The sequence below is a fragment of the Streptomyces sp. 3330 genome (genome assembly GCF_031456635.1).
Lineage (GTDB): Bacteria > Actinomycetota > Actinomycetes > Streptomycetales > Streptomycetaceae > Streptomyces.
Map to the genome: position 1 here is coordinate 1 of NZ_JAVDVA010000052.1, position 19618 is coordinate 19618.

Below are 19618 nucleotides of genomic sequence, written 5' to 3' on the forward strand. Positions count from 1 at the left end.
TATCAGATCTTTTCTCGACCCGATTTCCTCGGTGCTTTCCAGGTTCCCGCTTTCGCGTTTCCCTTTCCGGCGGTTCCGACTCTATCAGATCCTTTTCTTGATCCGATTCCCTGTCGGGGGGATTGTCTTGGGCTTTGGGCTTTCGCCCGTCGGCCTTTCGACATTCACTACGTTAGCCGACTCCCTCCGCAACTCATAATCGAGTTCCGCCGGGTTGAATTCGGGCATGCGGACATGCCGAATTCGCTCCCGCTGAGGGGCGTCGTAGGTAGTGGGTTGGCCGCTTCCGGCTGCAGGCGAATGCCGTACCCGGTTCAAGCGGCTCGGGCCACGTTACGCTCCGGCCAACAGCGAGTCAACTTCGACGGCGCCTGGGCGCATGGGCCCGATACGGGCTCACCGTCGGGTCGTCGGCGACCCAGTACCGCCACGGGTGGACCGCTCCATCGCCGGAGACTCCGGTGCGCGGTCCGCTGCGTACCTGGTCGGAGGGGACCGGGGTGCCGGTCAGGATCCTCAGGGGGGTGTCCCCCGCGGCGCAGGCGTCCGTGCCGTCGAGGGCTCGGTCCACGTCCAGGGCGGTGGCCAGGCGGGCGGGTCCTTTGGCCAGTTCCTTGTCATTTCGGGCCGAGAGTCGACGTTTGCGAGCCGACTCGGCGCCCTCGACGATCTCGCCGGCGCGGAGCAGGACGGCGCTCGCCGTGCCGTCCGGACCGCACACCAGGTTCATGCAGTGCCACATGCCATAGGTGAAGTAGACGTACACGTGTCCGGGCGGACCGAACATCACGCGGTTGCGGGCCGTGGGGCCGCGATAGGCGTGGGAGCCCGGGTCGTTCGGGCCGTCGTAGGCCTCGACCTCCGTGAGGCGCAGGGTGATCGGACCGTCGGGGGTCGTACGGACGAGGAGACGGCCGAGCAGATCCTGGGCCACCTCCAGGACAGGGCGGTCGAAGAAGGTCCTGGGCAGGGGCGTACGGTCGGGGGTCGCGATCATGCCCTCCGAGCGTAGTGCAGACGCGTGGGTGCGTCGGGGTGGTCAGCGGGCATCCGTCTTGCCAGGGTGTGGGCACGGAACCGGTCACGCCGGGATCGCGTATGTAGGGGTCGAGGGATCCCGTAAGCAGAAGGTCGTAGAGGGAGAGACATGGCGTTCAAGAAGCTGCTCGCGAGTCTGGGGGCCGGTGGGGCTTCGGTCGAGACGGTGCTGACCGAGGTCAACGTCGTTCCGGGCGGTGTCGTGCAGGGTGAGGTGCGGATCCAGGGCGGGTCCGTCAACCAGCAGATCGAGGGGCTCTCGGTCGGGCTTCAGGCCAAGGTCGAGGTCGAGAACGGCGACCAGGAGTACAAGCAGGACATCGAGTTCACCAAGCTGCGGCTCGGGGGCGCCTTCGAGCTCCAGGCGGGCGCCGTGCACGCGGTGCCGTTCGGTCTCGAGATCCCGTGGGAGACGCCGGTCACGACCATCGACGGCCAGACGCTGCGCGGCATGAACATCGGGGTGACCACGGAGCTGGAGATCGCCCGCGCCGTGGACTCCGGTGACCTGGACCCGATCAACGTGCACCCGCTGCCGGCGCAGAAGGCCATCCTGGACGCCTTCATCCAGCTGGGCTTCCGCTTCAAGAACGCGGACCTGGAGCGCGGGCACATCCGCGGCACCCGGCAGAAGCTGCCGTTCTACCAGGAGATCGAGTTCTTCCCGCCGTCGCAGTACCGGGGGCTGAACCAGGTCGAGCTGAGCTTCGTGGCCGACGAGCACACGATGGACGTCGTGCTGGAGATGGACAAGAAGCCGGGGCTGTTCAGCGAGGGCAGCGACACCTTCCGCTCGTTCCAGGTGGGTCTGCACGACTACCAGGGAACCGACTGGGCGGCGTACCTCAACCAGTGGCTGTCCGAGGTCGGCAGCAAGCGCAACTGGTTCTGACCCACCCGAGGGCCCGGAATTGCCGTACGGCGCTCCGGGCCCTCGGTGCGTCCTCCCGGGGGTGCGGAGGTCGTAGGCTCCGAAGGGAGTGCCTTGTCGATCGATCAGGAGGTGTCGAAAGTGACCGAGCCGAAGAGGCGGCCACTGCCCCACGACTTCCACCCGCCGGTGCCGTCGTTCACGGTCACCAGCGAGGACGTCGAGGAGGGGGCGACGCTCAAGGACGCCCAGGTCCACGCGGCGGGGAACACCTCGCCCCAGCTGCGATGGGCGGGTTTCCCGTCCGGGACCAAGAGTTTCGCCGTGACCTGCTACGACCCCGACGCCCCGACGGGCAGCGGGTTCTGGCACTGGGTCCTGTTCGACATCCCGGCCTCGGTGACCGAGCTGCCGGCCGGTGCGGGCGGCGGCAAGTTCGAGGGGCTGCCCGAGGGCGCCGTGCACGCGCGCAACGACTACGGGACCAAGGAGTTCGGCGGGGCCGCGCCGCCGCCGGGGGACGGACCGCACCGGTACGTCTTCACGGTCTACGCCGTGGATCAGGAGAAGCTCGGGCCGGATGCCGACGCCTCGCCCGCCGCGGTCGGTTTCAACCTGCGGTTCCACACGATCGGCCGCGCTCAGCTGATCGGTGAGTACGAGATTCCCGCGGAATGACGAGTCAGCTCATCGTTCATTGAACGTTTGCCCGCCTCTGGTCTTGGAAGTGATCAGAGGCGGGCATTTTTGTTGCCGGGGGTCGCGGGAGTCACCTCCCGTGGAGCAGCAGATATTGCGTTGTCCATCTCGGCGTGCCCGGCCAGAGTTGACCCCAGCCCGCCAGGGGGTGGGCCGGTGCACACAGGAGGTGGGCTGGTATGCGGGACACGCTGGTACTGAACGCGAGCTTCGAGCCGCTGTCGACGGTGACGTTGAACCGAGCCGTCGTTCTGGTGCTCCAGGACAAGGCCGTCGTCGAGCAGGCCCACCCCGAACTGCGGATGCGCGGAGCCGAGGTCGACATACCGGCCCCTCGGGTGATCAGGCTGTGCAGATACGTACGGGTGCCCTTCCGAAGACAAGCTCCGTGGTCGAGGCGGGGTGTGCTGATCAGGGACCGGCACCGGTGCGCCTACTGCGGTCGCCGGGCGACGACCGTGGACCACGTGGTGCCGCGGGCCCAGGGGGGTCAGGACGTGTGGCTGAACACCGTCGCCTCCTGCGCGGAGGACAATCACCGTAAAGCGGACCGGACTCCGGAGCAGGCCGAGATGCCGTTGCTGCGGCAGCCGTTCGAGCCGACGCCCGCGGACGCGATGCTGCTGGCTCTCGGGCAGGACGACCTCGCCGCGCTGCCGGAGTGGCTGACCATGGACGCGGCGTAACCCGTATCCGGATGTGACCGGGGCCCGCCTTCGCTCGGAAGGCGGGCCCCGGTCGTGTGTCCGTGGGTCAGTCGATCGACGGCTTCTCGCGGCGTTCCGTGCCGCCGCCGTTGCCGGAGTTGTTGCCCCCCGAACCGCCTCCGAAGTTACCGAAGTTGCCCATCGCGCCGGACAGCCCCTTGAGGGCGTCGCCGATTTCGCTGGGGACGATCCAGAGCTTGTTGGCGTCGCCTTCGGCGATCTTCGGCAGCATCTGGAGGTACTGGTAGGAGAGGAGCTTCTGGTCCGGGTCGCCGGCGTGGATGGCCTCGAAGACCGTGCGCACGGCCTGGGCCTCGCCCTCGGCGCGCAGGGCGGCCGCCTTGGCCTCACCCTCGGCGCGCAGGATCTGCGACTGCTTCTCGCCCTCGGCGGTGAGGATGGCGGCCTGGCGCGTGCCCTCCGCGGTGAGGATCGCGGCGCGCTTGTCACGGTCGGCGCGCATCTGCTTCTCCATCGAGTCCTGGATGGAGGTCGGGGGCTCGATGGCCTTCAGTTCCACGCGGTTGACGCGGATGCCCCACTTGCCGGTCGCCTCGTCGAGGACTCCGCGCAGCGCCGCGTTGATCTCCTCGCGGGAGGTCAGGGTCCGTTCGAGGTCCATGCCGCCGATGATGTTGCGGAGCGTGGTGACGGTGAGCTGCTCGATCGCCTGGATGTAGCTGGCGACCTCGTAGGTCGCGGCCCGGGCGTCGGTCACCTGGTAGTAGATGACGGTGTCGATGTTGACGACCAGGTTGTCCTGGGTGATCACCGGCTGCGGCGGGAACGGGACGACCTGTTCGCGCAGGTCGATGCGGTTGCGGATGGTGTCTATGAACGGGACGACGATGTTGAGGCCCGCGTTGAGTGTCCGTGTGTAGCGGCCGAACCGCTCCACGATGGCGGCACTCGCCTGCGGGATGACCTGGATCGTCTTGATCAGGGCGATGAAGACCAACACCACCAGAATGACCAGGACGATGATGACCGGTTCCATCGCGGCTCCCCGTACCTTTCTCCGCCTCGGCGCTTTCGGAAGATCTTATGCCTGTTGAAGATCTTGCTGGACGAGTGTGACAGACCGTCGTGCGGCTCGTGAGGTGTTCTGTTCACTTACGTCGTGCGGGAGTTGCGCAGGGTCAGATGACGATCGCCGTGGCCCCCTCGATGTCCACGACGTCGACTTCCTGCCCCACGTCGTAGGCACGGTCGGTGTCGAGGGCGCGGGCCGACCAGATCTCTCCGGCCAGTTTGATGCGGCCGCCCGAGGCGTCGACGCGCTCCAGCACGACGGCCTGTTTGCCCTTCAACGCGTCGATGCCGGTGGCGAGTTGGGGACGCTGTTCGGCGTGCCGGGTCGCGATCGGGCGTACGACGGCGATCAGTGCGACGGAGACGACGATGAAGACGAGCACCTGAGCGACGGCTCCGAAGCCGAGGCCTGCCACGACGGCGGCCGCCACCGCGCCGACGGCGAACATCCCGAACTCGGGCATCGCGGTCACCACGAGCGGGATTCCGAGCGCTGCCGCGCCGACAAGCCACCACACCCACGCGTCGATGTCGTTCACACCGTCATGGTAGGGCCGCGCGTCCTGCCGGGGACAGGGCGCAGAGGGAGCGGTCAGGACATCGGCAGGCCCTGCGCCGTCCAGCGGTCGCCGACCTGTTCCACGACGAGCGGGAGACCGAAGCAGAGGGAGAGGTTGCGGGAGGTGAGTTCCAGCTCGACCGGGCCGGCGGCGAGGACCTTGCCCTGGCGGATCATGAGGACGTGGGTGAAGCCGGGGGCGATCTCCTCGACGTGGTGGGTCACCATGATCATCGAGGGGGCGATGGGGTCGCGCGCGAGGCGGCCGAGGCGGCGGACGAGGTCCTCGCGGCCGCCGAGGTCCAGGCCGGCGGCGGGCTCGTCGAGGAGCAGCAGCTCGGGGTCGGTCATCAGGGCGCGGGCGATCAGGGTGCGCTTGCGCTCGCCCTCGGAGAGCGTGCCGAACTTGCGGTCGAGGTACTCGCTCATGCCGAGGCGGTCGAGGAAGGCGCGGGCACGCTGCTCGTCGATGTCCTCGTACTCCTCCTGCCAGCCGGCCGTCATGCCGTAGGCGGCGGTCAGCACCGTCTGCAGGACGGTCTGGCGCTTGGGGAGCTTGTCGGCGAGGGCGATGCCGGCCATGCCGACGCGGGGGCGCAGCTCGAAGACGTCGGTGCCGGGGCTGCCGAGGGTCTCGCCGAGGATGGAGACGGTGCCGGAGCTGGGGAAGAGGTAGGTGGAGGCGATGTTCAGGAGGGTCGTCTTGCCGGCCCCGTTGGGGCCGAGGATGACCCAGCGCTCGCCCTCCTTGACCGACCAGGAGACCTGGTCCACCAGAGCCCGGCCCTCACGGACCACGGATACGTCCTGAAGCTCCAGAACATCGCTCATGAGCGCGTTGTCTCCCCTTGCAGTGTGGCCGGTCGGTTGTCGCGGGCGCCGGTGGCTCGGACCGCCGCGCATGGGTGGGCGCGGCCTCTCCGGGAAAATCTACGCCACCGGTCGGGCGGCCCGATCCATCGGTCCGGTCCTTAGGGTGGAGGCATGCTTTCGGAACCGCGCTCTGGTCGCCTTGCCGCTTGGGGAAATGCCCTGTTGGTCGGACTTGTCTCGCCGGACGACGCCGTACTCGCCATCGTCGGCGAGGACGCCGTGCACCGGGTAGAGGGGCTGCCCGGTGAGGCGGCGCCCGTCGGACTCACGCTCGCGCTGGGGCGGCTGCGGTCGCTCGGGGTGAGCGGGCTACGGGTGGCGCTGCCCGCGCCGGGGCATCCGCTGGGGCTGAGCGGGCCGCCGGAGTTCAACACGCGGGCGCTGGAGGCGGAGGAGGCGGTGGTCTGTCACGGCGCCGGGTACGGGCTGGTGCCGGAGGTGTACGAGGCCGGGCCCGACGGCGATGTACATGTCGAGGTGGTGTGGCACTGCCTGCCGGTGCGGGAGGCTCCGCCGGCCGATGTGCCCTCGCTGGGCGAGGCGGAGCGGGAGCTGGCGGAGGCGCTGCGGGACGCCACGGCGGTGCTGGCGCGGCTGGACCTGGCGGGATCGGGGCCGGTGGCGGAGGCGGCGATCGACGCGTACCGGGCTCGGTCCGAGCGGGGGCGGGAGGTGCTGGCGCCGGGGTATCCGCCCCGGGCGGTGCGGGTGCTGGAGCTGGCGCAGCGGGTGGGGCTGCTGGTGTCCCTCGCCTATGAGAACGGGCCCGGCGGCGCGGTCAGCTCTGCGGAGATGGCGGTGCGCGCGGAGGCCCTGCGGCCGGTCGAGCGGACGGCACGGCGGGCTCAGGTCGCCGCGTACAACGCCGTGGTGGAGGAGCGGGAGCGGGGGGTTCGGTGAGGACCGGCGCTCCGGCGCCCGCGAGGGCGGGTTTCCGGGGTGCCCCCGGACCGGGGTGAGCCCCGGGGCGCAGTGTCCCCGGGCACGGCGCCCTCGCGCCCGGAAAGGGAGTCGTCCTCGAACGCCGGGCGGCCGTTCCGGCCGGGCGGCCGGGCGGCCGCCGACGGGACGCGGCACGCGGAGGGCCCACGCGTCGTCGATGACGCGTGGGCCCTCCGCGGTGCGGCTGAGAACTAGTCGTTGATGCAGGTGTTGCCGAACGCGGGGTTCAGCACGCCGACCACGTTGATCGTGTTGCCGCAGAGGTTGACCGGGACGTGCACCGGCACCTGGACGACGTTGCCCGAGATGACGCCCGGGGACTTCACGGCCGCGCCTTCGGCACCCGCGTCGGCGACGGCGGCACCGGCCGAGGCGCCCGCGGCGATACCCGCGACGGTCAGGGCCACGGCAGCCTTCTTGGCGATGTTCATGAGAAGTGTTCCTCCTGCGATTGCGTGTCCGACCCGGCCGCGGGTCGTGCGCTGCCCAACGCGGAGTGATCGGGAACGATGCGGGGGCCGCCGGGAAGACACCTCGTTCGGATCATTGGAGCGACAAGCAGACCGGCCTCCCCCGGTGGGGGCCGGGGGAGGCCGGAGGTCACCGCGGGTGCGGGCGGGACCTCAGTGGTTGAGACCCAGGTTGCCGAAGGCCGGGTTCAGCACGCCGATCACGTTGACGCTGTTGCCGACCACGTTGACCGGGACGTGCACCGGGGCCTGGACGAGATTGCCCGAGACGACGCCCGGCGAGCCCTTGGCCTCGCCGAGGGCGGTGGCGCCGTCGTTGGCGGAGGCCATGCCGGCGCCCGCGGCCATCAGGCCGCCGGCCACCATCGTCACGGCCGCTGCCTTCTTCAGGTTCTTCACTTCTGACCCCTCCTAGCGATTGCCGCGGCAATCGCCGCGGCACGCACTGGAGAACGGCGGCGGGCCATGAAGGTTGCGCCGTCCGGGGGACATTCCCACGACGGTATGAATCTCGGATCGGAAGTCAACCTTCCGCGTTGCCTCACCGATGCGCCCCCGCGACGCCCCGGTGGTGCGCCGGAGCGGGACTCAGCGGGTCACGCCGTGACGGACGGCCCACAGCGCGGCCTGGGTGCGGTCCGCGAGGTCGAGCTTCATCAGGATGTTCGAGACGTGGGTCTTGACGGTCTTCTCGGAGAGGACCAGCGCCCGCGCGATCTCGCGGTTGGAGCGGCCGTCCGCTATCAGACCGAGCACCTCGCGCTCGCGTTCCGTGAGCGAGCCGCCCCTGCCCTGGCCCGAGGTGCCCTCGTCCTGGGAGAGGAGGGCGCCGGCGACCTCCGGCTGGAGCAGGATGTGGCCGGCGTGGACCGAGCGGATGGCCCCGGCGAGGGCGTCGGGATCCACGTCCTTGTAGACGTATCCGGCGGCGCCCGCGCGCAGGGCCGGGACCACCGTGCGCTGTTCGGTGAAGCTGGTGACGATCAGCACGCGTGCGGGATTGGCCAGGTCGCGGAGCCGGCGGAGCGCCTCGACGCCGTCCATGCCGGGCATCTTGACGTCCATCAGGACGACGTCGGGCTTCAGCTCCTCGGCGAGAGCGACTCCTTCGGCGCCGTCGGCGGCCTCTCCGACGACCTCGATGTCGTCCTGCACCTCCAGGAAGGTGCGCAGGCCCCGGCGCACGACCTGGTGGTCGTCGACGAGCAGCACCTTGATTGCGTCAGCCACCGGGAGCCTCCATCTCGATCATGGTGCCCTTGCCGGGCGCCGATTCCACCGTGAGCGTGCCGCCGACGCCGCTCGCCCGGTCCCGCATCGACACCAGGCCGAGGTGACGGCCGGCCCGGCGGACCGTCGTCGGGTCGAAGCCGGCGCCGTCGTCCGTGACGCGCAGGACCGCGGCCGGGCCGCGCCTGGCGAGGGTCACCTCGACGTGCCGCGCCCCGGAGTGGCGCAGCGCGTTGTGCAGCGCTTCCTGGGCGACCCGCAGCAGCGCCTCCTCCTGCGCGGCGGGCAGCGCGCGGACGCCCTGGCTGGTGAAGGTGACGCGTGCGGTGTGGGCGCGGTCGAGGACCTGGACGTGGGTGCGGAGGGTGGCGACGAGGCCGTCCTCGTCGAGGGCCGCGGGGCGCAACTCCACCACGGCGGCGCGCAGTTCGTCGGCGGCCTCCGCGGCGAGCGCGGCGACCTGCTGCAGTTCGCCCTTCGCGCGGGCGGGGTCGCGGTCGACGAGAGCCGTGGCGGCCTGGGCCGTCAGGCGCAGGGAGAACAGCTTCTGGCTGACCGCGTCGTGCAACTCGTGGGCCAGCCGGGAGCGTTCCTCGGCGATCGTCAGTTCCCGGCTGCGCTCGTACAGGCGGGCGTTGGTGAGGGCTATCGCGGCGTGCTGGGCGAGGATCGAGAGCAGTTCCTCGTCGTCCTCGGTGAAGCCGCAGCCGCCCCGGGGCCGGGCGCAGTTCTTGTTGGCCAGGAACAGGGCGCCGAGGACCTCGTCGCCGTCCCGGACGGGCAGGCCCAGGAAGTCCGACATCTCGGGGTGCGCGGCCGGCCAGCCCTCGAAGCGGGGGTCCTCGCGGACGTCGGCGAGGCGCTGGGGCCGGGCCTCCTGGAGCATCGCCGCCAGGATGCCGTGCTGGCGGGGCAGCGGGCCGATGGCCTTCCACTGCTCCTCGCCGACGCCGTCCACGACGAACTGGGCGAAGCCGCCGTGGTCGTCGGGGACGCCGAGGGCGGCGTACTGCGCGTCCAGCAGTTCGCGGGCCGAGGCGACGATCGTCTTGAGGACGTCGCGGACCTCGAGGTGCCTGCTCATGGCCAGCAGCGCGGAGCTCACCGCGGCGAGGCCGGACCGGGGGCCTTGACTCATGTCCTCACGGTACCGGCGGGGTGCGACAGCGCGGATCGGACCTGTGACGGCCGCGGCTGGGCCGCAAGACCTAGGTCGGAGGTCCCCGGCAGCGCGGCCTAGGGCGAGCGGACCGGGCGCGCGGGCGTACGTCGAAGGGCCCCCGCGGCTTGCGTCCCGCGTCCGAGGCGGGGGCCGGGGCCCGTTCCTACGGTGGGATCACCGCCGGACGGAGGCGGGTAGGACGAGGGGACGGTTGTCATGCCGGTTGCGATCATCACGGGTGCGTCGAAGGGGCTGGGGCGGGCGCTGGCCGAGGCGCTGGCCGCGCGCGGCTGGGATCTGGTGCTCGACGCCAGGACCGCGGAGGTGCTGAAGGAGACGGCGGCGGCCGTGGCGGCGCACGGGACCCGGGTCGAGGCCCGTGCGGGGGACGTCACGGACGCGGCGCACCGGGCCGAGCTGGTGGCGACGGCCTGGCGGCTCGGGGGGTGCGACCTGCTGGTGAACAACGCGAGCGCGCTGGGCGCCGAGCCGCTGGTGCGGCTGGCGGAGCTGCCCCTGGACGGGCTGCGGCGGGCGCTGGAGGTCAACGTCGTCGCGGCGCTGGGGCTGGTCCAGGAGGCGTTGCCGCTGCTGCTCGGGGCGCGGGCGGGCGCGGTGATCACCGTCAGTTCGGACGCGGCGGCCGAGGCGTACGAGACCTGGGGCGGCTACGGGGCGTCCAAGGCTGCCCTGGACCATCTCGCGGCGGTGCTCGGCGCGGAGGAGCCGGGGCTGCGGGTGTGGGCGGTGGACCCCGGGGACATGGCGACGGACCTGTACGCGGCGGCCGTGCCGGACGACGACGGTCCGCGGCCGGATCCGGCGGGAGTGGCTCCGGCGTTCCTGCGGCTGCTGGACGAGCGCCCGGCGAGCGGGCGGTACGGGGCTCCGGCCCTGCTGGAGGGACGGCGATGACGCTGGCCGTGCAGCGGGTTCCGGAGGAGTTGTCGGCGCGGGTGCCGGCCGAGCAGCGCGGGCCGGGGCGGGGCCGGGACGACGTACGGCTGCTGGTGTCGCGGGGGACGCGGGCCACGCATCACGTGTTCCGGGAGCTGCCGTGTCTGCTGCGGGCCGGGGACCTGCTCGTGGTGAACACCTCGCCGACGCTGGCGGCGGCCGTGGACGGGCGGGTCGGGCCCGCGCGCGTGGTGGTGCATTTCTCCACGCGCGGTGACGACGGACGGTGGGCCGTGGAGCTGCGGGAGCCGGACGGGAAGGGCACCACCCGCGCGCGTGCGGGCGGGCCGGTGGGGAGCGAGGTCCGGCTGGCCGGGGGTGTGCGGCTGGCGTTGGAGGAGCCGCTGAGCCCCGGGAGCGGGCGGTTGTGGTGGGCGCGGGTGTCGCCCGCCGGCGCGGTGCCCGGGCTGCTGCGGGAGCACGGGCGGCCCATCCGCTACGCGTACACGGAGCGGGATCAGCCGCTGTCCGTCTACCAGACGGTGTTCGCGCTGCCGTCGGCCGACGGGTCGGGCAGCGCGGAGATGCCGAGTGCGGCGCGGCCCTTCACGGCGGGGCTGGTGGCGGAGCTGGTGAGCCGGGGGGTGCAGTTCGCGCCGGTCACCCTGCACACCGGGGTCGCCTCGGCGGAGGTGCACGAGCCGCCGTACCCGGAGCGGTTCGTGGTGCCCGAGGCGTCGGCGCGGCTGATCAACGCCGCGCGGGCCGGGAGCGGGCGGGTGATCGCCGTCGGGACGACCGCCGTGCGGGCCGTGGAGTCGGCGGCCGGGGCGGACGGGGTCGTACGCGCGCGTGCGGGATGGACGGACCTCGTGGTCACTCCCGCGCGCGGGGTGCGCGTGGTGGACGGGCTGCTCACCGGGCTGCACGAGCCGGAGGCCTCGCATCTGCTGATGCTGGAGGCGGTGGCGGGGCGTGCCGCGGTCGGCCGTGGCTACGACGCGGCGCTGGACGGGGGCTACCTGTGGCACGAGTTCGGGGACGTGCACCTCGTCCTTCCGGTGGAGAGCGCTGACGCAGAGCATTGCTCGGGCAACCATGCGTGAGAACAGGGCGGGGCCCATGTGAGCCCGCGCATAGGGCGCGGATCACGTACTACGGGCAATAGGAGATAAAGGGGACGCGGTGAACGGGGCAGATGGTTCTATCTGTCCCGATTTGCCCATCCCTGATCCACTATCGGGGATCGTACGTCACACCTTTGCCTGCCCTTTTTGCGGCCGCTAACAATGGCTCTCGTCGCTCAGCGCCGTGGGTTCTCCCCCGGCGGCGCCCGTGCCGAAAGCACCCGCTGTCCGCCGTCGGACGAAGAGAGCGACCTCCGCGCTACTCGAAGAGGTCCATCCGCATGCCCAAGAACACTCGTAAGATCGCGATCGCCGGTGCCGCCACGCTCGGCGCTGCCGCCCTCGCCTTCTCCGTGGTGCCGGCCGACGCGCAGACGACCACTACGGACGCCGTCTCCTCGGCCCGGGTCGCCTACAGCTCCACGCCGGTGCGGGCCGTCAAGGCCAGCGTGACCGACCAGCTGGCCGCGACGAGCGTGAAGGTCGATGCCATCGAGGCCAAGAAGAAGGCCGCAGCGGCCGCCGCCGCGAAGAAGAAGGCGGCCGCCGAGGCCGCCGCGAAGGCCGCGGCAGCGAAGAAGAAGGCCGCCGCCGCGGCCGCCGCCGAGAAGGCCGCCGCCGCGCGCGAGGCCAAGGAGGCCGCGAGCCGGTCCGCCAAGCGTGTCGCGGTCAAGAAGGCGGCCACCAAGAGCTACGCCAACAACCTCGACGGCTGGATCAGGCACTCCCTGGACATCATGAAGGCCAAGGGCATCCCGGGCTCCTACAGCGGTCTGCACCGCAACATCATCCGGGAGTCCTCGGGCAACCCGAAGGCCATCAACAACTGGGACATCAACGCCATCAACGGCATCCCGTCCAAGGGCCTGCTCCAGGTGATCCCGCCGACCTTCGCCGCGTACCACGTCGCCGGCACGTCCTGGAACATCTACGACCCGGTCGCCAACATCACCGCCGCCGCGAACTACGCGGCCGACAAGTACGGCACGATCGACAACGTCGACAGCGCGTACTGACCGACCCGCGCACGCCGATGGGCGGCACCCCGTACCGGGGGTGCCGCCCATCGGCGTGTCACGGTGACGACTACTTGCGCATGACCTCGGGCTCGTGGCGGCGCAGGAAGCGGGCCACGAAGAAGCCGCAGATCACGCCGAGGACGATCAGCGCGGCCATGTCCAGGCCCCAGGCGCCGACGGTGTGCTCCCACAGCGGGTCCGTCTCGCCGCCGTCCTTGGGCGGGCTGATCTTGTTGAAGTCCAGCGTGGCGCCCGCGGCGGCGACCGCCCAGCGCGAGGGCATCAGGTACGAGAACTCGTTGACGCCGACCGCGCCGTTCAGGGTGAACAGGCAGCCCGTGAACACGACCTGGATGATCGCGAACATGACCAGCAGCGGCATGGTCTTCTCGGCCGTCTTCACCAGCGACGAGATGACCAGGCCGAACATCATCGAGGTGAAGCCCAGCGCCATGATCGGGATCGAGAGCTCGAACATGGTGGCGCTGCCGAGGACCAGGCCCTCCGTCGGGATCTCCCGGCTCGCGAAGCCGATCACGCCGACCAGCAGGCCCTGGAGCACGGTGACCACGCCGAGCACGAACACCTTGGACATCAGGTACGCGGACCGGGACAGACCGGTCGCGCGTTCCCGCTCGTAGATGACGCGTTCCTTGATGAGCTCGCGGACCGAGTTGGCCGCGCCCGCGAAGCAGGCGCCGACCGCCAGGATCAGCAGGACGGTGGTGGCCGTGCCGTTGGGGATGATCCGGCCGGTCTTCGGGTTCACCGGGTTGGGCAGCAGGCTGTTCCCGGAGTCGATCAGCAGGCTCACCGCGCCGAGGACGGCCGGCAGGATCACCGTCAGGGCAAGGAAGCCCTTGTCGGAGGCGATCACCGAGACATAGCGGCGCACCAGCGTGACGAACTGGGACATCCAGCCCTGCGGCTTCGGCGGCTTCATCGCCTGCATCGGCGGCATCTGTACGGACTGCGGCGCGATGGCGTCGATGTCCGCGGCGTACATCTGGTAGTGCTGCGAGCCCTTCCAGCGGCCCGCCCAGTCGTAGTCGCGGTAGTTCTCGAAGGCGGAGAAGACGTCGGCCCAGGTGTCGTAGCCGAAGAAGTTCAGCGCCTCCTCCGGCGGACCGAAGTAGGCGACGGCGCCGCCCGGCGCCATGACGAGCAGCTTGTCGCAGATCGCGAGCTCGGCCACCGAGTGCGTCACGACGAGGACCGTGCGGCCGTCGTCGGCGAGGCCGCGCAGCAGCTGCATGACATCGCGGTCCATGCCCGGGTCGAGGCCGGAGGTCGGCTCGTCCAGGAAGATCAGCGACGGCTTGGTGAGCAGCTCCAGGGCCACCGAGACACGCTTGCGCTGGCCACCGGAGAGGGAGGTGACCTTCTTCTCCTTGTGGATGTCCAGCTTCAGCTCGCGCAGCACCTCGTCTATGCGGGCGTCGCGCTCGGCGGCCGTGGTGTCGGCCGGGAAGCGGAGCTTGGCCGCGTACTTGAGGGCCTTCTTGACGGTCAGCTCCTTGTGCAGGATGTCGTCCTGCGGGACCAGACCGATGCGCTGGCGCAGCTCGGCGAACTGCTTGTACAGGTTCCGGTTGTCGTAGAGCACGTCGCCCTGGTTGGCCGGGCGGTAGCCCGTCAGCGCCTTGAGCAGGGTCGACTTGCCGGAGCCGGACGGTCCGATGACCGCGATCAGCGACTTCTCCGGGACGCCGAAGGAGACGTCCTTGAGGATCTGCTTGCCGCCGTCGACCGTGACGGTCAGGTGGCGGGCCGAGAAGGAGACCTCGCCGGTGTCGACGAACTCCTCGAGCCGGTCGCCGACGATCCGGAACGTCGAGTGGCCGACGCCCACGATGTCGGTGGGCCCCAGCTGGACCGAGCCGCCCTTGGGGATCGGCTGGCCGTTGACGTAGGTGCCGTTGTGCGAACCGAGGTCGCGGATCTCCATGCGGCCGTCGGGCGTCGAGTGGAACTCGGCGTGGTTCCGCGAGACCTGGAGGTCGGAGACGACCAGCTCGTTCTCCAGGGCACGGCCGATGCGCATCACGCGGCCGAGGGAGAACTGGTGGAACGTGGTCGGGCTGCGGTCTCCGTAGACCGGCGGCGCCCCCGCGCCTCCACCGGGCACCTTCTGTGCGTACGGCTCGCTCGGCCCCTGCTGCTGCGGGACGTGCGGCGCGCCCTGCTGCGGCTGCTGCCAGCCGGCCTGCGGCGCCTGCTGCGGCGGGGCCTGCTGGGCCCAGCCCGGGTTCGCGGCCTGCGCCGCGTACGGCTGCTGGGGCTGCGCGGCGGGCGCCTGCGCTCCCGAGAGGTTCAGGCGCGGCCCGTCGGTCGCGTTGCCCAGGTGCAACGCCGAGCCGGGGCCGATCTCCAGTTGATGGATCCGCTGCCCCTGCGCGAACGTGCCGTTGGTGCTCCCGTGGTCCTCGACGACCCAACTGCGCCCGTTGAAGCTGACCGTGGCGTGACGCCAGGAGACCCTGGCGTCGTCGAGGACGATGTCGCCCTGCGGATCACGTCCGAGGGTGTATGGCCTGGACGGATCGAGCGTCCAGGTGCGTCCGTTCAATTCCAGTACGAGTTCCGGCACTCCAGCCCCACTGAGTTGTCCCCCGAGTTAGCCCCATCAACGGGGAGTCTAGGGATGTCGAACATCGGGGGGAACTATTTCAGTAGCGGCCCCCTGACCGAAAGTCGGGCCTTGTGAAGAGCGTGCGCGAGCGTATCGGCCGTTCCCGTTGACGGGGTTGAAACCGGCCCGGAGAGTGGTAAAGGCACGCGAGGGGGACGGAAGCGGCGATCTTCGTCGTCGCGCGCCGCGGATCGGGGGGTCTGCATGAGTGCCGGTACGGATGTCGAGGGCAGTGGGAGCGCGGCGCGCGGCAGGGGCGTGCCGTGGATCGACGTGCTGCTGGCCGCTGTCGCGGCGGTGAGCTGGGCGTTGATCGGGATGGCCGGGACGGCGGCGCTGGGCCTGCACCTGCTCCAGGCGGACTCCGCGGGCTCGTTGGGCCCGATGACGGCCGCGGTGGTGGCGCTGGCCGCCGGGGGCTCGGTGACTCCGTCGGGCGATGTGTCCGCTTTCGGGCTCACGGGCGCGGAGGCGGACACGGCCATCGAGATCACGCCATTGGGGGTGAGCCTGGTGGGCGCGCTGCTGCTGTCGTGGTTCTTCCTGCGGTCCCTGCGGACGGCGGGAGTTCGGATCGCCCCGGCCGAACTCCTCGCGCGCGTCGGCGCGGTGGCCGCGCTGTACGTGGCGATGCTCGGCGGTCTCGTCTGGGCGGGTCACGACGTCATCACGCTCGACGGGGGCGCGCTGGGGCTGGACGACCTGCCCGGCGGCGGTGGGGGCGGTGGCGGCGGCCTGGAGGTCCCCGGGCTCGGCGACATCGGCGGACTGCTGCCCGACCGGCTCGGCGACCTCGTCGACGCGAAGGCCGCGGTCGGCTTCACCGTCGACACGGCGCCCACGCTGCTCGGCGGCCTCTGCTGGTCCCTCGGCATCCTGGTGATCGCGCTGCTGGCCTCGCGCCGCACGCCGCTGCCGGGCGGCTGGGAGGCGGTGCACCGGGTGGTGCGGCCGGCGGTGTCCGCCGTCGTGACCGTGCTGCTGGTGGCCGTGGCGGCCGGGTTCGCCGCGGCGGCGTACGCGGCCATCGGCGACGACCATCCCCGGCGGATCGCGGGGGCGGCGGTGCTCGGCGCGCCGAACGGGGTCTGGCTGGGCATCCCGATCGGTCTGTTCGTCCCCTGGGACGGACGGGCGACGGGCGCGCTGACGAGCGTCCTCCCGGCCCCGCTGGACGATCTGCTGGGCGCCGGCGCCGAGCGGACGGTGACGCTGGGCCGCCTCGCGGAGCTGGACGGACGCGTGTGGCTGCTGGGCGTGGCGGCGGCGCTGATGATGCTGCTCGCGGGGGTGCTCACGGCGGTGCGGACGCCGGTCGGGCCGACGGGGCCTCCGCCGGGCCCGGGGGCCGGCGCGGGGTCCGGGAGCCGGGGCGGGCGCGGGACCGGTGCGGTCGGGTTCGCCGGGCGTTGCGCGGTGCGGTCGGGGGCGGCGACCGCCCTCGTGCTGCCGTTGATCGCCTGGCTGACGAACGTCTCGGTGGACGCCTCGCTGTCCGTGCTGGGGTTCGACGCCTTCGGGGCCGGGATCGAGCTGCACGGGCACCTCGGGGCGGCCTTGCTGCTGGGCGCCGTGTGGGGCGCGGGAGCGGGGGCCGCCGGTGCGCTGCTGGCGTGGGCCACGGGCGCCGCGGGACGGCGGGCCGCGCCCCTGGCACGCAGTGACGTGTGGGGCACCGCGGGTCACGGTGGCGGCCGGGGGCCTTCCGCGTACCCGGGCGACCGGGCCGGGCCGTACGCGCCGGGCGCGCCCTCGTACCGGCCGCCGAATCCGGCGACCAATCCCTATCTGCGGGTTCCGGAGGAGTTGCGGGAGCCGCGGGACGCGGGGCCGGAGCGGGTCCGGCCCGAGCGGGCCAGGGGGGACGGGGGCGGGCGGTCCCGGCCCTACGAGAGCTCGCGGTGGCCCGAACCGCCCTCGGGTGACGAGCGGCCGCCCGCCGGGCCGCCGGGGGCGGACGACGTCTACGGCGCCCCGACGGTGGTCCGGCCGGTCGGGCCGTCTCCGCGCCCACCGCGTCGGCCTTCCGGTCCACGGCCCGGCGCCCGGCCGTCACCGGGCTCGGAGGAGGGCCCGCCGCCTCCGCCACCGCCTCCTCCCGCTCCTCCGAGGGGCCCCAGGCCGCCCGGCGGACCGCGGTGAGGGGCGGGAACCGGAACACCCGCAGAACGCCCGCAGCCGACCGTTGTGGCGCGCGCCGTCTCGCCGACATCCACTGTTCCCCGTCCGTCAGGCGGACCTCGGCGGCGCGCGGCACTGGGTGCCGGATACGGTGGGTACACCATGAGCGCTTTGCAGACTTCGTCCTCTGACGTCCCCACGCTCCTTGTCAAGATCTTCGGCAAGGACAGGCCGGGCATCACGGCCGGCCTTTTCGACACCCTCGCCGCCTTCTCCGTCGACGTGGTCGACATCGAGCAGGTCGTCACCCGAGGCCGGATGGTGCTGTGCGCGCTCGTGACCGAGCCGCCGGCCGGCTTCGAGGGGGAACTGCGGTCGACCGTCCACAGCTGGGCCGAGTCGATGAAGATGCAGGCCGAGATCATCTCCGGCCTCGGCGACAACCGCCCGCGCGGCCTGGGCCGGTCGCTGGTCACCGTGCTCGGGCATCCGCTCACCGCGGAGGCCACGGCGGCGGTGGCCGCGAAGATCACCAAGGCCGGCGGCAACATCGACCGTATCTTCCGGCTCGCCAAGTACCCCGTCACCGCCGTCGAGTTCGCCGTCTCCGGTGCGGAGACCGGGCCGCTGCGCACCGCCCTGGTCACGGGCGCGGCCGCGCTGGGCGTGGACATCGCCGTGGTGGACGCGGGCCTGTACCGGCGGGCCCAGCGGCTCGTCGTGATGGACGTCGACTCGACCCTGATCCAGGACGAGGTGATCGAGCTCTTCGCCGCGCACGCCGGCTGCGAGGACGAGGTCGCCGAGGTGACGGCGGCCGCGATGCGGGGCGAGCTCGACTTCGAGCAGTCACTGCACGCGCGCGTGGCGCTGCTGGCGGGGCTGGACGCCTCGGTCGTGGACAAGGTGCGCGCCGAGGTCCGGCTGACGCCGGGCGCGCGGACCCTGATCCGGACGCTGAAGCGGCTCGGTTACCAGGTGGGGGTCGTCTCCGGCGGCTTCACCCAGGTCACCGACGACCTTCAGGAACGGCTCGGGCTGGACTTCGCGCAGGCCAACACGCTGGAGATCGTCGACGGCAGGCTGACGGGCCGGGTCACCGGCGAGATCGTGGACCGGGCGGGCAAGGCTCGGCTGCTGCGCCGGTTCGCCGCCGAGGCCGGCGTGCCGCTTTCGCAGACCGTGGCGATCGGCGACGGCGCCAACGATCTCGACATGCTCAACGCGGCCGGTCTCGGGGTCGCCTTCAACGCCAAGCCGGTGGTGCGCGAGGCGGCGCACACGGCGGTGAACGTGCCGTTCCTGGACACCGTGCTGTATCTGCTCGGCATCACCCGTGAAGAGGTCGAGGCCGCGGAGACGCACGACGAGCAGTAGCCCGCGCGGGCGGGGTCGAGGCCCGGCGGCCGGATGCCCGCAGGCCCGCGCGGCCGTGTCTCCGCGTGGACGCGTGCGCCCGAGGCGGCGGCGGCCGGGGCGACGGGGACCCACCCGTCACGCGCGAGGGCCCGGCACCACGGTGGTGCCGGGCCCTCGCGCGTGACGGGTGGGTCACTCGGAGGGCGCCCAGTAGTCGAGCAGGGTGGCCACGCCCGGCTCCAGGGACTTCCAGGAGCCCTCGAAGGAGACGACGGCGAAGGCGGCGGCCGGGAATCCGCGGCGGCGCATCCGCTCGCCCGCGTCGCCGTCGCTCCGGCCGGAGAGGATGTCGGCGAGACCCTGGATGCCCGGGTTGTGGCCGATCAGGACGACATCGCGGACGTCGTCGGGAGTCTCGTTCAGCAGCGCGATCAACTCGCCCGGCGAGGCCTCGTAGATCCGCTCCTCGTAGACGGTTTTCGGCCGCTGGGGGAACTCGTGCACGGCGAGCTTCCACGTCTCGCGGGTGCGGGTCGCGGTGGAGCAGACGGCCAGGTCGATGGGGATACCGGTGTCGACCAGCTTGCGTCCGGCGACGGCGGCGTCCTGACGGCCCCGCTCAGCGAGCGGACGTTCGTGGTCGGTCACCTGCGGCCAGTCGGCTTTCGCATGGCGGAAGAGGACGATCCTGCGGGGTTCTGCGACGCTCATGAGTCCCAGCTTCGCATGAAACAGGCCATGGGGCGCAGGGAGTTGACATGCGCCTTCACCAGCGGTCCGACGCCCGCCCTAGCTGTATTGGTCACGAGCGTTGTTGACACGGGCCCGGGCTTGATCATGGTGAAGGCCCCCGTGTGTGGTGGAGGTGTCGAATCTTCAC

Annotated in this window: 19 protein-coding genes; 9 read left to right on the forward strand and 10 right to left on the reverse strand. The window is 71.6% G+C overall.

Annotation, left to right across the window (positions count from 1 at the left end; genetic code table 11):
- Positions 1 to 355: 355 nt before the first annotated feature.
- Complete coding sequence (locus J2X68_RS39420; protein WP_310437435.1) at positions 356 to 997, reverse strand: DNA-3-methyladenine glycosylase; 642 nt, start codon at positions 995 to 997, stop codon at positions 356 to 358.
- A gap of 150 nt (positions 998 to 1147) precedes the next feature.
- Between J2X68_RS39420 and J2X68_RS39425 the strand changes: the two genes are divergently transcribed.
- The 3 genes from J2X68_RS39425 to J2X68_RS39435 all read left to right on the forward strand — a co-directional run bounded on the left by J2X68_RS39425 (position 1148) and on the right by J2X68_RS39435 (position 3294).
- Entirely contained in the window at positions 1148 to 1930 is a 783-nt protein-coding gene (locus J2X68_RS39425) for a sporulation protein (protein WP_142269621.1), read from the forward strand.
- 120 nt (positions 1931 to 2050) lie between these two features.
- Positions 2051 to 2587, forward strand: a complete 537-nt coding sequence (locus J2X68_RS39430; RefSeq protein WP_310437436.1) for a YbhB/YbcL family Raf kinase inhibitor-like protein — start codon at positions 2051 to 2053, stop codon at positions 2585 to 2587.
- A 200-nt stretch (positions 2588 to 2787) separates the two neighbouring features.
- Positions 2788 to 3294: an HNH endonuclease gene (locus tag J2X68_RS39435; protein WP_054239279.1), complete on the forward strand. Its 507-nt coding sequence runs from the start codon at positions 2788 to 2790 to the stop codon at positions 3292 to 3294.
- Positions 3295 to 3361: 67 nt separating this feature from the next.
- On the opposite strand, the gene J2X68_RS39440 is transcribed toward J2X68_RS39435, so the two are convergent.
- From J2X68_RS39440 to J2X68_RS39450, 3 genes are all read right to left on the reverse strand, one after another.
- The gene (locus J2X68_RS39440; RefSeq protein ID WP_171396410.1) at positions 3362 to 4312 is read right to left on the reverse strand and encodes an SPFH domain-containing protein; all 951 of its coding nucleotides are present in this window, start codon (positions 4310 to 4312) and stop codon (positions 3362 to 3364) included.
- Positions 4313 to 4454: 142 nt separating this feature from the next.
- Entirely contained in the window at positions 4455 to 4886 is a 432-nt protein-coding gene (locus J2X68_RS39445) for an NfeD family protein (protein ID WP_310437437.1), read from the reverse strand.
- A 53-nt stretch (positions 4887 to 4939) separates the two neighbouring features.
- Complete coding sequence (locus J2X68_RS39450; RefSeq protein WP_310437438.1) at positions 4940 to 5737, reverse strand: ABC transporter ATP-binding protein; 798 nt, start codon at positions 5735 to 5737, stop codon at positions 4940 to 4942.
- A 153-nt stretch (positions 5738 to 5890) separates the two neighbouring features.
- Here J2X68_RS39450 and J2X68_RS39455 point away from each other — a divergent pair, with 153 nt between their 5' ends.
- The gene (locus tag J2X68_RS39455) at positions 5891 to 6679 is read left to right on the forward strand and encodes a hypothetical protein (RefSeq protein WP_310437439.1); all 789 of its coding nucleotides are present in this window, start codon (positions 5891 to 5893) and stop codon (positions 6677 to 6679) included.
- 233 nt (positions 6680 to 6912) lie between these two features.
- Here J2X68_RS39455 and J2X68_RS39460 read toward each other — a convergent pair whose 3' ends face one another.
- The 4 genes from J2X68_RS39460 to J2X68_RS39475 form a co-directional block, all read right to left on the reverse strand.
- A complete protein-coding gene (locus J2X68_RS39460; protein WP_310437440.1) occupies positions 6913 to 7152 on the reverse strand; it encodes a chaplin in 240 nt (79 codons plus the stop codon).
- 192 nt (positions 7153 to 7344) lie between these two features.
- A complete protein-coding gene (gene chpE, locus J2X68_RS39465; RefSeq protein ID WP_310437441.1) occupies positions 7345 to 7590 on the reverse strand; it encodes a chaplin ChpE in 246 nt (81 codons plus the stop codon).
- 189 nt (positions 7591 to 7779) lie between these two features.
- The gene (locus J2X68_RS39470) at positions 7780 to 8421 is read right to left on the reverse strand and encodes a response regulator transcription factor (RefSeq protein ID WP_310437442.1); all 642 of its coding nucleotides are present in this window, start codon (positions 8419 to 8421) and stop codon (positions 7780 to 7782) included.
- Complete coding sequence (locus J2X68_RS39475) at positions 8414 to 9559, reverse strand: GAF domain-containing sensor histidine kinase (protein WP_310437443.1); 1146 nt, start codon at positions 9557 to 9559, stop codon at positions 8414 to 8416. Before J2X68_RS39475 ends, J2X68_RS39470 begins: the two co-directional genes overlap by 8 nt.
- Before the next feature lie 240 nt (positions 9560 to 9799).
- Between J2X68_RS39475 and J2X68_RS39480 the strand changes: the two genes are divergently transcribed.
- The 3 genes from J2X68_RS39480 (at position 9800) to J2X68_RS39490 (ending at position 12623) form a co-directional block, all read left to right on the forward strand.
- Complete coding sequence (locus tag J2X68_RS39480; protein ID WP_310437444.1) at positions 9800 to 10498, forward strand: SDR family NAD(P)-dependent oxidoreductase; 699 nt, start codon at positions 9800 to 9802, stop codon at positions 10496 to 10498.
- Complete coding sequence (locus J2X68_RS39485) at positions 10495 to 11586, forward strand: S-adenosylmethionine:tRNA ribosyltransferase-isomerase (RefSeq protein ID WP_310437445.1); 1092 nt, start codon at positions 10495 to 10497, stop codon at positions 11584 to 11586. The genes J2X68_RS39480 and J2X68_RS39485 overlap by 4 nt, the downstream gene beginning before the upstream one ends.
- A gap of 302 nt (positions 11587 to 11888) precedes the next feature.
- A complete protein-coding gene (locus J2X68_RS39490) occupies positions 11889 to 12623 on the forward strand; it encodes a transglycosylase SLT domain-containing protein (protein WP_310437446.1) in 735 nt (244 codons plus the stop codon).
- Between the two features lie 70 nt (positions 12624 to 12693).
- Here J2X68_RS39490 and J2X68_RS39495 read toward each other — a convergent pair whose 3' ends face one another.
- Complete coding sequence (locus J2X68_RS39495; protein ID WP_310437447.1) at positions 12694 to 15216, reverse strand: FHA domain-containing protein; 2523 nt, start codon at positions 15214 to 15216, stop codon at positions 12694 to 12696.
- A 246-nt stretch (positions 15217 to 15462) separates the two neighbouring features.
- Here J2X68_RS39495 and J2X68_RS39500 point away from each other — a divergent pair, with 246 nt between their 5' ends.
- Positions 15463 to 17400 (forward strand): streptophobe family protein, encoded by a 1938-nt coding sequence (locus tag J2X68_RS39500; protein WP_310437448.1) that lies wholly within the window; start codon positions 15463 to 15465, stop codon positions 17398 to 17400.
- 141 nt (positions 17401 to 17541) lie between these two features.
- Positions 17542 to 18756: a phosphoserine phosphatase SerB gene (serB, locus tag J2X68_RS39505; RefSeq protein ID WP_310437449.1), complete on the forward strand. Its 1215-nt coding sequence runs from the start codon at positions 17542 to 17544 to the stop codon at positions 18754 to 18756.
- A gap of 174 nt (positions 18757 to 18930) precedes the next feature.
- On the opposite strand, the gene J2X68_RS39510 is transcribed toward serB, so the two are convergent.
- Entirely contained in the window at positions 18931 to 19449 is a 519-nt protein-coding gene (locus J2X68_RS39510) for a histidine phosphatase family protein (protein ID WP_310437450.1), read from the reverse strand.
- Positions 19450 to 19618 lie beyond the last annotated feature (169 nt).